This is a genomic window from Vibrio sp. Vb339 (assembly GCF_902751245.1).
GTDB lineage: Bacteria > Pseudomonadota > Gammaproteobacteria > Enterobacterales > Vibrionaceae > Vibrio > Vibrio coralliirubri.
On sequence record NZ_CADDIS010000002.1, the window covers coordinates 395,385 to 409,224 of the forward strand.

Sequence of the window (13,840 nt, forward strand, 5' to 3'; positions counted from 1 at the left end):
GGCACGGTATGTGGATAATCAATTCACATACCGCTCTTCCACTTATTCACTTATTCACTTATTCAAGCTTCCATCTACTTCCAAGCTATTTCTTAGACGGGACTTTCTTAATCGAAAGCGTTAGCGTGAACTCGGCCATTGGCTCGTCGCCATGCAAAGATGGGCAAGTCGCGATAATGGTTACAGGTTGGTTTACACGCTCCCCAGTAGACATAGTTTCTTCTAGCATAGTGTTGATCAACTCACCATCATTACAAGTGAAGTGTACATCGCCTTCTGGACGCTTTAAGAAGTTGCCCGTCACCTCTTTAAATGCCAGCGAAATCTTTTCACCTTGCTGCTGAGATTTGCTCATCGCAAGAAAGCCACCCGCCACATCCGCACCGACAGCCAAAACGCCAAAGTACATACTATTAAGGTGGTTCTTCGTTCGCCTTTTAAGAGGGATTTTGACCTCAACATGTTGGTTGTCCAGTGCGAGCAATTTTGGTCTGCATAACCAAATCAGAGGCACTTTGAAAAAACCAAACATGCTCAAGTAGAAATTTGCTTTTTGTAGAGGGGTCAACATTCGAATTACCTAGTCAAATCAGTCATCAGACCAGTTAATCGATTAGCGATAGAGATGTCAAAAAAATGTTACAAAAAAGAGATATCATCGCATAATGATATCTCTTTCATTCTCAAAGCTTTAGCGCTTCAAATAAACGGATACAGCCAGTTGATTTATTAAGACAACAAACCGATTTATGCAGTCACGACCGTTTCTACGCCTTCAAGATCAGCTATGTAACCTTGTAGACGCGGGTAATCCACTAAGCCCTGAGTTACTAGCAACACTGGCTTCTTCGCGTTCAGGGTTGCTTTAACAATCATATCCAACAAGGTAATAACCGCTTCGTTTTGTGGATCAAAAGCGTGTTGCTGAGCTTCATTGTGCTTATCTACGCCTAAAGTGAAAGACGCTAAACTATCTACATTCACAACAACACCATCGAAGTAATGCAGTAAACGTTCGCTCAGTAGCACTGCAGACGGCACATCGCACGAGAACAGTACTTTCAAACCATTAAGGCCACGTGGTAGCCCTTGCTCGGCTAGCAAATCAATAATCTTAGCGGCATCGCTTAATGCTCGTACATAAGGCACAACCACTTCAACGTTAATACCCTGCTCACGCAATGTTTTAATGACCTGACACTCTAAAGCGAAAGCCTTGCTGTATTCTGGTGTTGCATAGCGAGCAACGCCACGAACGCCTAGTGCTGGGTTAATCTCTTCAGCTTCACAGTTCCCGCCAAGTAGCGAACGGAAGCCATAGCTGTCTGCACTACTTAATGCGATACGAACAGAAGTGTGATTTGGTTGAACGGCAGCTTGGATGGCAATCACTAAGGTCGAAACAAAATGCTCATCGACTGTTTTATCGCCAAGGATCGCATCTAAAGACGTTTTTTCAATATCAGTCAGTGTATCTAAGTGACTTTCGATACTTGGGTGGTAGAAGACACGATCCATCACTAATTCTGATAATGAAACGTATAAGTGGTTGGAATTATTATTATCGTTATAAGAAGGCAGCACATCACCTAAGACAAGTTCTGGGTGCAAAGTGCTTTGATTTTCTTGAGTCATTGCTGCTCCAGCATTTTTATGTTGTGTTCAAACGAAAATACCGATAGCTGCCTGTTAATACAAGTGAAAATCCCTTATTTGACGCTGGCCTGCTGATAAAAATAAGAATATTAGCAATAACTGAGATAACTTTGACTCAATAGAGTTTATTCCTCTGTTCAATTCCGTTATCTTAACCACTTCGCAATAGAATAAAAAAGCCATCACATGCCATTAAAAACTGATGAGTTGAGAACCCAAGCTCTGGGTCCTATGCCAACTCCTGCCGAGCTAGGCAATGCACACCCTATTACTGACGACGTTGCTGAGCGCATTAAAAATTCTCGCCGCCAAATCGAAGATATCCTAACTGGTCGTGATAACCGCCTATTGGTTATCGTAGGCCCTTGCTCTGTTCACGATACAGATGCGGCACTTGATTACGCTGAGCGCCTAAGCAAAATTCAAGACCAGTACAAAGATGAACTGTTCGTTGTAATGAGAACCTACTTCGAGAAACCTCGTACTGTTGTAGGTTGGAAGGGTTTGATTACCGATCCTAACCTTGATGGTTCTTACGCACTTGAAACAGGCTTGAACAAAGCTCGTAAGCTTCTGCTCGATATCAACAAGCTTGGCCTAGCTACCGCGACTGAATTCCTTGATATGATCACAGGTCAGTACATTGCGGACCTTATCACTTGGGGCGCGATTGGCGCTCGTACGACTGAATCTCAGATTCACCGTGAAATGGCTTCTGCACTGTCTTGCCCAGTTGGCTTCAAGAACGCGACCAACGGCAACATCAAGATTGCTATCGATGCAATTCGTGCAGCACATGCTTCACACTACTTCTACTCTCCAGATAAGAACGGCCGCATGACGGTTTACCGTACTTCTGGCAACCCATACGGTCACGTTATTCTACGTGGTGGTGATAAAGGCCCTAACTTCGACACTGAATCTGTAGATACTGCATGTAAGCAACTGGCTGAATTCGACCTACCTCAACGTTTGGTTGTAGACTTTAGCCACGCTAACTGTCAGAAACAGCACCGTAAGCAGTTGGAAGTTGCACAAGACATTTGTGAGCAAATTAAATCTAACAAGAACCAAATTGCAGGCATTATGGCAGAGAGCTTCATTATTGAAGGCAACCAGCCAATGACAGATATCAACAACCTAGAATATGGCAAGTCGATTACTGACCCATGCCTAAGCTGGGAAGATACTGCAACAATGCTAGACATGCTTGCAACAGCAATTAAAGATAGAAACTTAGCTTAAGGAAACAACACAATGCCATCATTTGACATTATCTCTGAAGTAGAAGCAGTAGAACTGCGTAACGCAGTAGACAACGCAAACCGTGAGCTATCGACTCGTTTCGATTTCCGCGGCGTTGAAGCAAGCTTTGATTACAAAGATGAATCAGTAAAATTGACTGCTCAAGACGATTTTCAACTGAAGCAAATGCGCGATATCCTTCGCAGCAACCTAACGAAGCGTAATGTTGATCCTAACGCGATGGAAGCGAAAGCCGCAGACCAAACAGGTCGCACTTGGCACCAAACGGTTATCTTTAAGCAAGGCATTGAAACTGATGTCGCTAAGAAGATCGTTAAGCTAATCAAAGACAACAAAGTTAAAGTTCAAGCTTCTATCCAAGGCGACAAAGTTCGTGTTACTGGTAAGAAGCGTGATGACCTACAAGCTGTTATGGCTCTAGTTCGCAGCGGTGAACTTGGTCAACCTTTCCAGTTTGACAACTTCCGCGACTAATTATTGAGTTTGAGCGACCGCCTATTTGGGTAGCTCACTCATCAGCACGATGTCGTGTTTGAAATAGCAAAAAGCCACTTTTTGAAGTGGCTTTTTAATTATCTGGTCCAGCTTTAGTTTTATTCCGAGCCTCTAGCCGATTTCAAACAACCAGAAAGCTCTCATTTCAACTAGAAGCAACTACCTTAACTGAGTACTTGGGCTGCTGACAATTTTAGATCTTTGCCGACCAACAGGTTAAATTCTACGCTTGCTGGTGGAATAAACACACACACTCGTAATTTCTCTGCTCTTGCTTGCTCAAGCTTGGTTGATAGCTCTCCACTGTTGGCGTAGCTCTCTCTTTCTGCATCTCGGCGGCACAGGTCTATAAATTCAAATGGACAATCGCTCGGTGAAAGTACGAGTTCAGCCTCTTGCATCAAACGTAAAGCCTTCATAGACAACAACTCGACGTCTTGCTCAAATTCAATCCAAGTGACCTGCCCTTCGCTATCAATGCCTTCGGTTAACGCTTGCTGGTAGTAAGACTCTAACTGCTCTCTGTCAGTCACCTGCTCAATAAAGCTGGATGACAAGAATCGCTCCCAAAACTTACGACGCTCGTCGACGGTTGGGAATGACTCTTTGATTGAATTGCGTTTTGATGCACCGAAGTCTGCTATCAAACCTATGTTTTGTGGTAATACGGTTTCGAGTTTTTCTCTGATATTTCTTACTAAAACAGGTGATGCACCGCCACTAGAGATGGCAATTTGGATTCTGCCGCGATTTATCATCGAAGGTGTGATGAAATCGCAGTAAGGAAGATCGTCAACCACATTGACTAAAATACCCAGTTTTTTCGCATCATTATACACTTGGTGATTCAAACTCGGGTTGTCTGTTGTGGCCCAAACCTGCAAGTAATTTTTCGATATGATCTGTGACGAATAAAAGTTTTGAACCCAGTGAAGTTTGTTCTCGTCGACAAGCTGCTTTAAGTAAGGCGCTACCTTGGGAGACACCAACGTCACATCCGCCCCAGCTCGTAGTAAGCTATCGACTTTACGGCAAGCAACCTCACCCCCACCAACCACTAAGATTGGCTTATTTTCTACATCCAAAAACATTGGGAAATAACGCATGTTCTTCCTTGAGACGACTTCAATAACTATTCAGCCATGCTACCAAATTTGGAGCATATTCATAACTATCGAAGTGTAATAAAAATATTTATTGACCAAATTTCAACATTTCTTAAGTTTAATATTTCATCATTGTGATATTGATTCAGAATATTTATCTAGTCGATTATCAATATAAAAATCTAAATCTCGTTGCACCAACAGTGTGAACCGTTGCACTATTTACATTCACTTAACATTTGGTCATTCTAATTGTGTTCGGATTTGTGATTTCATTCAAAATTCTTTTTAAATTATACATTTGTGAAACTACGGATCCTTTCCTAACCTTATAAACAGTTGTTTAAATCGCACACAGTTTCATTTGCAAAATGCAACTCGTTTAATTTGAACAACAAGGTCATAGAAAACGCAACACATAAGAGAAACTCAAACGAGCACGAGTATCAGGTGTCACCTGGTTAACAAGGAAGGATACAAATGACAAATAAACTAACACTTCTTGCTTCAGTAGTAGCTGCATCAACTGCGATGATGGCAACATCGGCATCAGCGGCAGAAAGCACTCTGGACAAAGTCACATCTCAAGGTTTTCTAACTTGTGGTGTAAGTACCGGTCTTCCAGGGTTCTCTAACCCTAACTCAAAAGGTGAATGGGAAGGAATTGATGTTGAGTATTGTCAAGCTCTTGCAGCGGCTGTACTCGGTGACAAGACTAAAGTTAAGTATGTACCTCTAACAGCAAAAGAGCGTTTTACTGCGCTTCAATCTGGCGAAATCGACGTACTATCTCGTAACACAACATGGACATTACATCGTGACACTGCTCTAGGTCTGAACTTCGTAGGCGTTAACTACTACGATGGTCAAGGCTTCATGGTTAAGAAAGAACTTGGCCTAACAAGTGCTCAAGAGCTTGATGGCGCTTCTGTATGTGTTCAATCAGGTACAACAACTGAACTTAACCTAGCCGATTACTTCCGTAACAGTGGCATGTCTTACAAGCCAGTGGTATTCGATACGGCAGCACAAACATCTAAAGGTTTCGACGCTGGTCGTTGTGACGTGCTAACGACTGACCAATCTGGTCTATACGCACTTCGTCTAAACCTAGCTGATCCTAAATCTGCAGAAGTACTTCCTGAAATCATCTCTAAAGAGCCTCTAGGCCCTGTTGTTCGTCAAGATGATGATAAATGGTTTAACGTTGCTAAGTGGACACTTTCAGCAATGATTAACGCGGAAGAATACGGCATCTCTTCTAAAAATGCAGACGAAATGCTTAAGTCAAAAGATCCAAACATCAAACGTATTCTTGGTGTAGACGGTCCTAAAGGTAAAGGTCTTGGCATTCGCGACGACTGGGGTTACCAAGTAATTAAGCAAGTTGGTAACTACGGTGAGAGTTTTGAGCGTACTGTTGGTACAGGTTCTCCACTTCAGATCTCTCGTGGTGTAAATGCATTATGGAATGCGGGCGGCTTTATGTACGCTCCACCAATCCGTTAATAAATTTTCAAGCATCAATTAGGGCGGAGTTTTCCGCCCTATTTATTAAATGGATTTGAGGTTATAGTAGTATGAAACCTAATGAAACTATTTCTCCAGCTCAGGCAAAGCCACAGCCCAAAAGTGCCAACTTATTTTACAACCCCACTTTTCGCTCCATCATTTTCCAAATTATCGCCGTCGGGGCGCTTTGTGCTTTCTTTTACACGATTGTAAATAATGCACTCACAAACTTAGATTCCCGTGGTATCACCACTGGTTTTGATTTTCTCTCCCAAGAAGCTGGTTTTGGTATCGGCTTAACACTGATTGAATACGACGAGACCTTCTCATACGGTCGTACGTTCTTTGTCGGTCTTCTCAATACCGCTTTGGTTTCAGTACTCGGCATCATGCTAGCGACAGTGCTGGGCTTTAGTATGGGTATCGCTAGACTCTCTTCAAACTGGCTAGTTAGCCGATTTGCAGCTGTCTACATTGAGATATTCCGAAATATCCCTCTTCTATTACAAATCTTTTTCTGGTACTTCGCCGTTCTACAAGCCTTGCCTTCTGCTCGTCAAAGTATGAGTCTAGGTGAAGCAATTTTCTTGAACGTACGTGGATTGTACTTCCCTGCACCCGTGTTTGAGCAAGGCAGTAGCATTGTCATCGCATCATTGATTGTCGGTATTATCGCTACGTTTATTATCAACATCTGGGCTAAGAACAGACAGAAACTGACCGGCCAACAAACACCGATGTTGCGAATTGCCGCTGCGTTGATTTTAGGCTTACCGTTGGTAACTTACTTTGTTATGGGCATGCCTATCTCTGCAGATTACCCTGTGTTGAAAGGGTTTAACTTCAAGGGTGGTGTTAGCATAATCCCTGAGCTTGCTGCATTGATGCTCGCTTTAAGTATCTACACAGCAGCGTTCATTGCTGAGATTGTTCGTTCAGGTATTAACGCGGTAAACCATGGGCAAACTGAGGCTGCGATGTCTCTAGGCATCCCACGTTCTAGAACTCTAAAGCTTGTCATTATTCCACAAGCATTAAGAATTATTATCCCACCACTAACCAGTCAGTACCTAAACCTGACTAAAAACTCATCACTTGCGATGGCCATTGGTTACCCTGATCTTGTCTCTGTATTTGCAGGAACAACACTGAACCAAACTGGACAAGCTATCGAAGTAATCGCGATGACAATGGGCGTCTACCTAACCTTGAGCCTATTAACGTCCGCTCTAATGAACATATACAACCGCAAAGTAGCGTTGGTGGAGAGATAAGATGAGTACACATCAATTTCAACCTGATCTTCCGCCTCCAGCGAATACCGTTGGGCCAGTCGGTTGGTTAAGAAAAAATCTATTTAATGGACCTGTTAACAGCGTCGTCACTGTGATTCTTGCTTACTTTGCTTTCACCCTATTATGGGCAATAGCGGATTGGGCATTCATCAGTGCCGACTGGATAGGAACTACACGTGATGCCTGTACTAGCGAAGGCGCTTGTTGGGTTTTTATCAGCGTTCGTTGGGACCAATTCATGTATGGCTTCTACCCAGAAGCTGAACTGTGGCGACCTCGCCTCTTCTACGCAACGTTGGCCATTTTTGTAGCCTTACTGGCTTATGAAAAAACACCTAAACGCACGTGGATTTGGTTGTTCTTCGTCAACATCTACCCATTTATCATTGCCGGCTTGCTATACGGTGGCGTCTTTGGGCTAGAAGTTGTTGATACCCATAAATGGGGCGGCCTACTGGTTACACTGGTCATCGCACTTGTTGGTATTGTAGTGTCACTCCCTATTGGTGTTGCACTTGCTCTTGGGCGTCGCTCAGAGATGCCGATCATTCGCAGTATGTGTACCGTATACATCGAAATTTGGCGTGGCGTACCGCTCATTACAGTTCTATTCATGGCTTCAGTAATGCTGCCACTCTTTTTATCAGAAGGGACAGAAACCGATAAGCTGATTCGAGCACTTGTTGGGGTAGTACTATTCAGTGCAGCCTACATGGCCGAAGTAATTCGTGGTGGTTTACAAGCAATACCAAAAGGCCAATACGAAGCGGCTGATGCTCTGGGGTTAAGCTACTGGAAAAAGACTGGGCTTATCATTCTACCTCAAGCTCTTAAAATCACGATTCCTTCAATTGTGAACACCTTCATTGGTTTGTTCAAAGATACCAGTCTTGTTTTGATTATTGGTATGTTTGATGTACTAGGGATTGGCCAAGCCGCGAATACCGACCCTGAATGGCTTGGGTATTCAACAGAAAGTTATGTATTTGTCGCGTTAGTGTTCTGGGTGTTTTGTTTTGGCATGTCGAGATATTCGATATGGCTAGAAAACAGACTTCACACCGGTCACAAACGATAATTAACAAGATCAAGGACGTATTATGACGCAGCAGACAGAAAACAACTCTCAAGGTCTTATGATCGAGTTGAAAGACATGAACAAATGGTACGGTGAATTCCACGTACTTAAGAACATCAATCTAGAAGTTAAAAAAGGCGAGAAAATCGTTATCTGTGGCCCTTCAGGCTCGGGTAAATCAACGATGATCCGCTGCATCAACCGATTAGAAGAGCACCAAAAAGGTCATATCTTCGTTTCAGGTAATGAATTAACGGAAGATCTAAAGAACATCGAAGCCGTACGTAGAGATGTCGGCATGTGTTTCCAGCACTTCAATCTGTTTCCACATCTGACGGTATTAGAGAACTGTACTCTGGCCCCTATCTGGGTCAAAAAGATGCCAAAAGAAGAAGCCGAAGCGATTGCAATGAAGTACCTAGAGCGCGTAAAAATCCCTGAACAAGCGGACAAGTTCCCAGGTCAGCTTTCAGGTGGTCAACAACAGCGTGTCGCTATCGCTCGCTCTTTGTGTATGAACCCTCAAGTGATGCTGTTTGATGAACCAACGTCGGCGCTCGATCCAGAAATGGTTCGTGAGGTGTTAGACGTAATGGTTGAGCTTGCAGAGGAAGGCATGACGATGCTTTGTGTAACGCACGAGATGGGCTTTGCTAAAGAGGTCGCGGATCGCGTTATCTTCATGGATGCCGGTGAAATCATAGAAGAGAACAACCCTGTCGATTTCTTTGAAAACCCACAATCAGACAGAACGCAGAACTTCTTAAGCCAAATCTTACACCACTAATGTGTTATGATGCATAAACTACAGAGGCGGCTTAGGTCGCCTCTTTATTTTTCAAATTTATAGATAGTTTTTAAAGTTTTAAGTAACTGAATAGAACGCCCAAAGGTTGACCATCGTATCTTAGCTATACTCAATTACAGTCTAAAGAAATACTTTGTTACACCTTCAGAAACACTTAACCGACTATTTTGATTATTATTTTACGTATACAAGAGGAATGAGAGACTTGATTTTTCGAACTTTCACCCCCATAAATGTACTAATAACTATTGAAGTCACCTTACGAGGAAGATTATGAACAGCCCTATGTTTTCACGCACAGCATCTCAAGAAAGTGCTCTGCAAACCAATAAAGTGTTGCGTAACACCTACGCATTACTGTCTATGACACTACTTTGGTCTGCTGTTGTAGCAGGCGTATCCATGGCGATGAACCTTCCTCGCCCGGGTCTTATTATCATGCTAGTTGGCTTCTACGGCCTACTTTTCCTAACAGAAAAGAACCGTGACAACAGCATGGGTCTAGTCTTCACATTCCTATTTACAGGTTTCTTAGGCTACACCATCGGTCCAATCTTAAACATGTACGTTGGCGCAGGCATGGGTGATGTTATCCTAACTGCACTTGGCGGTACAGCACTGGCGTTTATGGGCGCATCAGCTTACGCACTAACAACTAAGCGTGACCTGTCGTTCCTTAATGGCATGCTATTAGCTGGTTTCGTAGTACTACTTGTAGGTATGGTTGCAAATATCTTCCTACAAATGCCTCTACTATCATTGGCAATGAGCGGTATGTTCATCCTGTTCTCGACTGGTGTTATCTTGCTTACAACGCAAAACATCATTCGTGGCGGTGAAACAAACTACATCTCTGCAACGATTAGCTTGTACGTATCGATCTACAACATCTTCATCAGCCTACTAAGCATCCTAGGCATCATGGGCAGCGACGACTAATCGTTCCCATCACTGAAGAATATCTAGCCCAAGAGCCCATCTCTTGGGCTTTTTTGTATCTATAAGTGCGATATTTCTTTAGATAGCTACAATTTCAGTTGAGAAAGACAAACTTGGTCATGTACCCTATCCGCATAGTTAATTGGATTCTGGATTAAACATGTTTGAATATAACGGCAAGCAAATCGAAACCGACGCTCAAGGCTACCTATTGGATTACACGCAATGGGAAGAAGGCATGATTGAAATTCTTGCTCAAGATGAGGCGATTGAACTTACAGATGCACACTTAGAAGTCGTACATTTTGTAAGGAGCTTTTACGAAGAGTTCAACACCTCACCAGCGGTTCGCATGCTCGTTAAAGCAATGGAAAAAGCTCACGGCCCAGAAAAAGGCAACAGTAAGTACCTTTTCAAGTTATTCAAAAAAGGCCCTGCAAAACAAGCGACCAAGCTCGCCGGTTTACCTAAACCAGCAAAGTGCTTGTAAAACCTAACCCGCTTTAGGTCATTAAGTTACGTTCGATATAAATACTGTAGTGCCATATCTACAGTATTTTAAACGCCCCTATGCGTACGTCCTGGCGCTCACTATCTTTCACTTGATGCATTACTACGTTGTCTACTGTTGCGCTCGAAGGGCCAATATTGAGCCAAGCATGTAACTTCTCTATTTGCTGACTCTCTCCGACAGCTAACACTTCAACTCGACCATCATTTAAGTTCTTCGCATAACCTGAGAGACCCATAGCTTGCGCCTGCCTGCTGGTGTGGTAACGAAACCCAACACATTGAACTATGCCTGACACGACAAAAATATATTGTGAACTTTCCATAACGTTGCCTCATAAATTATATGAATGATATAGTCGAGCTTCTATTCATTCACCGCTTATTGGTGGACTTACTTCGAGTATAACGATTATGAAAGAAATCCCATTTCGTTGGATTGACAAATATCTCATTCACCTAAAAATCCAAGAAAAGTTCTATCTACTCTTCTTATTGCCTCTTCTCGCCCTGGTTATATTAACTCTCGTTTTAGATAGTGCCGCGGACTCTTTACTTGCTCATCTTTATCAAGAAGAAATGCTCTTGATGAAAAGGCTTATCGAAGCAGGTCAACTCACTAAAGATCAAGTTGCTCAGCTTGTCAGCAGTTCTGAAACCATCTCTTTGGGCTACGGTGCTGGTTCTGTTTCAGTAATGAATGGTGCATTCAGCCTAGTTGCCAACCATGACCAAAACCTTTGGTCTGCTCTATCGACGACTCAGGTTTCTATCATCGCTGTAACCCTAACGCTTATCGCACTAGGTGTTTACTACATCATGACTTTCATTGGTGGCGCGATGTTCTCTATGAACAAAGCTCTGAACACCCTAGCGAATGGCGACTTAACTTGCCGCATGAACTACTTCTTAGTTCGTGACGAGTTCAGTGAAATCGCGATTACAATCGATAAAGTTGCTGAACGTGAACAAAACATGGTTCTATCAATCCAAGAGTCTGTCGCTCTCACGCAGCAGATCAGCTCGGACTTGAACCAGTCAACACAACAAAGTTCAGACATCTCAGGTAACCAACAGGAACACCTGAATAGCTTGGCAAGTGCGACGGAACAAATGGCGGCTACGATTCGCGAAGTCGCTACCCTTGCTCATGCGTCTAGCTCACAAACGATGGACGCTCGCGGCGTTGCTCAGAGCGGTCAAGTCAAGGTTTCAAATACATTGGAGTCTATCTCTAGCCTATCTCAAGAGATCCAATCCGCTTCACAAGCAGTAGAAGAGCTGGATGCCAACGCAGCGCAGATCGATGAAGTCGTCACAACCATCAACGGTATTTCTGAACAGACTAACCTGTTAGCGTTGAACGCAGCTATCGAAGCCGCACGTGCTGGCGAGCAAGGTCGTGGATTTGCGGTTGTTGCCGATGAAGTTCGTGCCCTTGCCGGTCGTACTCAGCAAGCAACGGTTGAAATCCAAAGCATGATTGAATCATTACAACGTAACAGTCAATCACTGACCAAGCTGATGGAAGTCACGGTGAACAATGCTAACGAAGGCCAAACACTGATGTCAGAAGTGAACGTCGAGATCGGTTCATTAGCGGAAAAAAACCAGTCTATTTCAGATAGCAGCACTCAAATTGCTACCGCGGCTGAAGAACAAGGCGTAGTCGCTGACAACATTGCACAGAGTGTTGAAGAGATTCGTCATCAGTCAGACAGTATCTGCGAGATGATCAGTAAGAGTAATTCCAATGTTGACCAACTTCGTAAACAAAGCGATACGATGGAAGGTTTGCTGACAGGTCTTAAAGCTTAATACTGATACCCACCACAATGTGTTGATTAATCATTACTAGGGCTGCTTCTGCAGCCCTTTCTTATTTGCTTTTCACCTGCACTTCCCCGACAATACCCCTCCTTCAAATTCAACAAACAGAGTAAATTATGACTCCTTCAATTCATCTAGCTAAAGGCCGAGATAAATCACTACGCCGCAAACACCCTTGGGTATTTTCACGCGGTATCGATAAGGTCGAAGGCGAACCAAAACAAGGTGAAACTGTAGACGTATATGCTCAAAATGGTCAGTGGCTTGCAAAAGCGGCTTATTCACCAGAATCTCAAATTCGAGCTCGTGTTTGGACATTTGAAAAAGAAGAGATCAACAAGGCGTTCTTCGTAAAACGAATTCAAGACGCACAGTCTTTACGAGAAGACATTATCGAACGTGATGGTCTAACGGGCTACCGCCTCACGGCCGCAGAGTCTGATGGCTTGCCAGGTATCACAATCGACAAATACCAAGACTTCCTTGTTTGCCAACTGCTAAGTGCTGGCGCTGAATTTAACAAAAGCGTATTGGTTGAAGCGTTAATTGAATGCTTCCCTGATTGCAACATCTACGAGCGTTCAGATGTAGCGGTTCGTAAAAAAGAAGGTCTAGAACAAGTTGTCGGCGTTCTTCACGGTGAAGAACCACCGAAGTCTATCGTGATTGAAGAAAACGGCGTTAAGATCAGCGTGAATATTATGGAAGGCCACAAAACGGGCTTCTACATGGACCAACGTGATAGCAGAAAAGAATCGATGAAGTACGTTAAAGGCAAAGATGTCCTTAACTGCTTCTCATACACAGGTGGTTTTGGCCTTTACGCACTTAAAGGCGACGCGAAGCGTGTTATCAACGCTGACGTATCTCAACTAGCTCTTGATACAGCTAAGTTCAACGCTGAACTTAATGAGTTTGATATCTCGAAAAAGCGTGCTGTATTCCTAAACGCTGACGTTTTCAAACTGCTTCGAGAGTACCGTGACCAAGGCACTAAGTTTGACGTAGTGATCATGGATCCACCAAAGTTTGTTTCAAGCAAGAATAACCTAACTTCAGGCGCTAACGGCTATAAAGACGTTAACATGCTTGCAATGCAAATCCTGAAACCAGGTGGCACTCTACTCACCTACTCTTGCTCAGGCTTAATGGGTACTGATTTGTTCCAAAAAATCATCGCTGATGCAGCATTAGATGCAGGCCGCACTGTTAAGTTCGTAGAACGCTTCGAGCAAGCAGCCGATCATCTAACAGACACAGCCTACCCAGAAGGTTTTTACCTGAAAGGTTTTGCTTGTAAGGTTTTATAATAGCCACTAAAAATAAAAACCACCTTACACAAAGG

At 43.4% G+C, this 13,840-nt stretch carries 14 protein-coding genes; 10 read left to right on the plus strand and 4 right to left on the minus strand.

The genetic code is table 11. From position 1 onward, the window contains the following. Positions 1 to 85 precede the first annotated feature (85 nt). Both HRQ85_RS10630 and HRQ85_RS10635 read right to left on the minus strand, forming a co-directional pair. Positions 86 to 571, minus strand: a complete 486-nt coding sequence (locus tag HRQ85_RS10630) for a PaaI family thioesterase (protein WP_172379574.1) — start codon at positions 569 to 571, stop codon at positions 86 to 88. Positions 572 to 747: 176 nt separating this feature from the next. Further along, positions 748 to 1,635: a putative PEP-binding protein gene (locus HRQ85_RS10635; RefSeq protein WP_048612141.1), complete on the minus strand. Its 888-nt coding sequence runs from the start codon at positions 1,633 to 1,635 to the stop codon at positions 748 to 750. A 207-nt stretch (positions 1,636 to 1,842) separates the two neighbouring features. Between HRQ85_RS10635 and HRQ85_RS10640 the strand changes: the two genes are divergently transcribed. Beyond that, positions 1,843 to 2,901: a 3-deoxy-7-phosphoheptulonate synthase gene (locus HRQ85_RS10640; RefSeq protein WP_172379575.1), complete on the plus strand. Its 1,059-nt coding sequence runs from the start codon at positions 1,843 to 1,845 to the stop codon at positions 2,899 to 2,901. 12 nt (positions 2,902 to 2,913) lie between these two features. Next, a complete protein-coding gene (locus HRQ85_RS10645) occupies positions 2,914 to 3,396 on the plus strand; it encodes a YajQ family cyclic di-GMP-binding protein (RefSeq protein ID WP_004733632.1) in 483 nt (160 codons plus the stop codon). A 185-nt stretch (positions 3,397 to 3,581) separates the two neighbouring features. On the opposite strand, the gene HRQ85_RS10650 is transcribed toward HRQ85_RS10645, so the two are convergent. After that, complete coding sequence (locus HRQ85_RS10650) at positions 3,582 to 4,523, minus strand: precorrin-2 dehydrogenase/sirohydrochlorin ferrochelatase family protein (RefSeq protein WP_048610906.1); 942 nt, start codon at positions 4,521 to 4,523, stop codon at positions 3,582 to 3,584. A 480-nt stretch (positions 4,524 to 5,003) separates the two neighbouring features. On the opposite strand from HRQ85_RS10650, the gene HRQ85_RS10655 reads away from it, so the two are divergent. From HRQ85_RS10655 to HRQ85_RS10680, 6 genes are all read left to right on the plus strand, one after another. Next, on the plus strand, positions 5,004 to 6,032 hold the full coding sequence (locus tag HRQ85_RS10655) for an amino acid ABC transporter substrate-binding protein (RefSeq protein ID WP_048610904.1): 1,029 nt from the start codon (positions 5,004 to 5,006) through the stop codon (positions 6,030 to 6,032). Positions 6,033 to 6,103: 71 nt separating this feature from the next. Then, positions 6,104 to 7,309 carry an amino acid ABC transporter permease gene (locus tag HRQ85_RS10660; protein WP_048612143.1) on the plus strand — a complete coding sequence of 402 codons (1,206 nt, stop codon included), beginning with the start codon at positions 6,104 to 6,106 and terminating at the stop codon, positions 7,307 to 7,309. Position 7,310: 1 nt separating this feature from the next. Further along, positions 7,311 to 8,408, plus strand: a complete 1,098-nt coding sequence (locus HRQ85_RS10665; protein ID WP_017066317.1) for an amino acid ABC transporter permease — start codon at positions 7,311 to 7,313, stop codon at positions 8,406 to 8,408. A 22-nt stretch (positions 8,409 to 8,430) separates the two neighbouring features. Beyond that, positions 8,431 to 9,195: an amino acid ABC transporter ATP-binding protein gene (locus HRQ85_RS10670; protein WP_017059704.1), complete on the plus strand. Its 765-nt coding sequence runs from the start codon at positions 8,431 to 8,433 to the stop codon at positions 9,193 to 9,195. A gap of 294 nt (positions 9,196 to 9,489) precedes the next feature. Further along, entirely contained in the window at positions 9,490 to 10,155 is a 666-nt protein-coding gene (locus HRQ85_RS10675) for a Bax inhibitor-1/YccA family protein (RefSeq protein ID WP_017057206.1), read from the plus strand. A 160-nt stretch (positions 10,156 to 10,315) separates the two neighbouring features. Further along, complete coding sequence (locus tag HRQ85_RS10680) at positions 10,316 to 10,645, plus strand: TusE/DsrC/DsvC family sulfur relay protein (protein WP_017057205.1); 330 nt, start codon at positions 10,316 to 10,318, stop codon at positions 10,643 to 10,645. Positions 10,646 to 10,703: 58 nt separating this feature from the next. On the opposite strand, the gene yccX is transcribed toward HRQ85_RS10680, so the two are convergent. Next, positions 10,704 to 10,991, minus strand: a complete 288-nt coding sequence (gene yccX, locus HRQ85_RS10685) for an acylphosphatase (RefSeq protein ID WP_059019871.1) — start codon at positions 10,989 to 10,991, stop codon at positions 10,704 to 10,706. 88 nt (positions 10,992 to 11,079) lie between these two features. On the opposite strand from yccX, the gene HRQ85_RS10690 reads away from it, so the two are divergent. Together HRQ85_RS10690 and HRQ85_RS10695 are read left to right on the plus strand one after the other, a co-directional pair. Next, positions 11,080 to 12,483 carry a methyl-accepting chemotaxis protein gene (locus HRQ85_RS10690; protein WP_172379576.1) on the plus strand — a complete coding sequence of 468 codons (1,404 nt, stop codon included), beginning with the start codon at positions 11,080 to 11,082 and terminating at the stop codon, positions 12,481 to 12,483. Between the two features lie 128 nt (positions 12,484 to 12,611). Next, positions 12,612 to 13,805, plus strand: a complete 1,194-nt coding sequence (locus HRQ85_RS10695) for a class I SAM-dependent methyltransferase (RefSeq protein ID WP_017059708.1) — start codon at positions 12,612 to 12,614, stop codon at positions 13,803 to 13,805. Positions 13,806 to 13,840 lie beyond the last annotated feature (35 nt).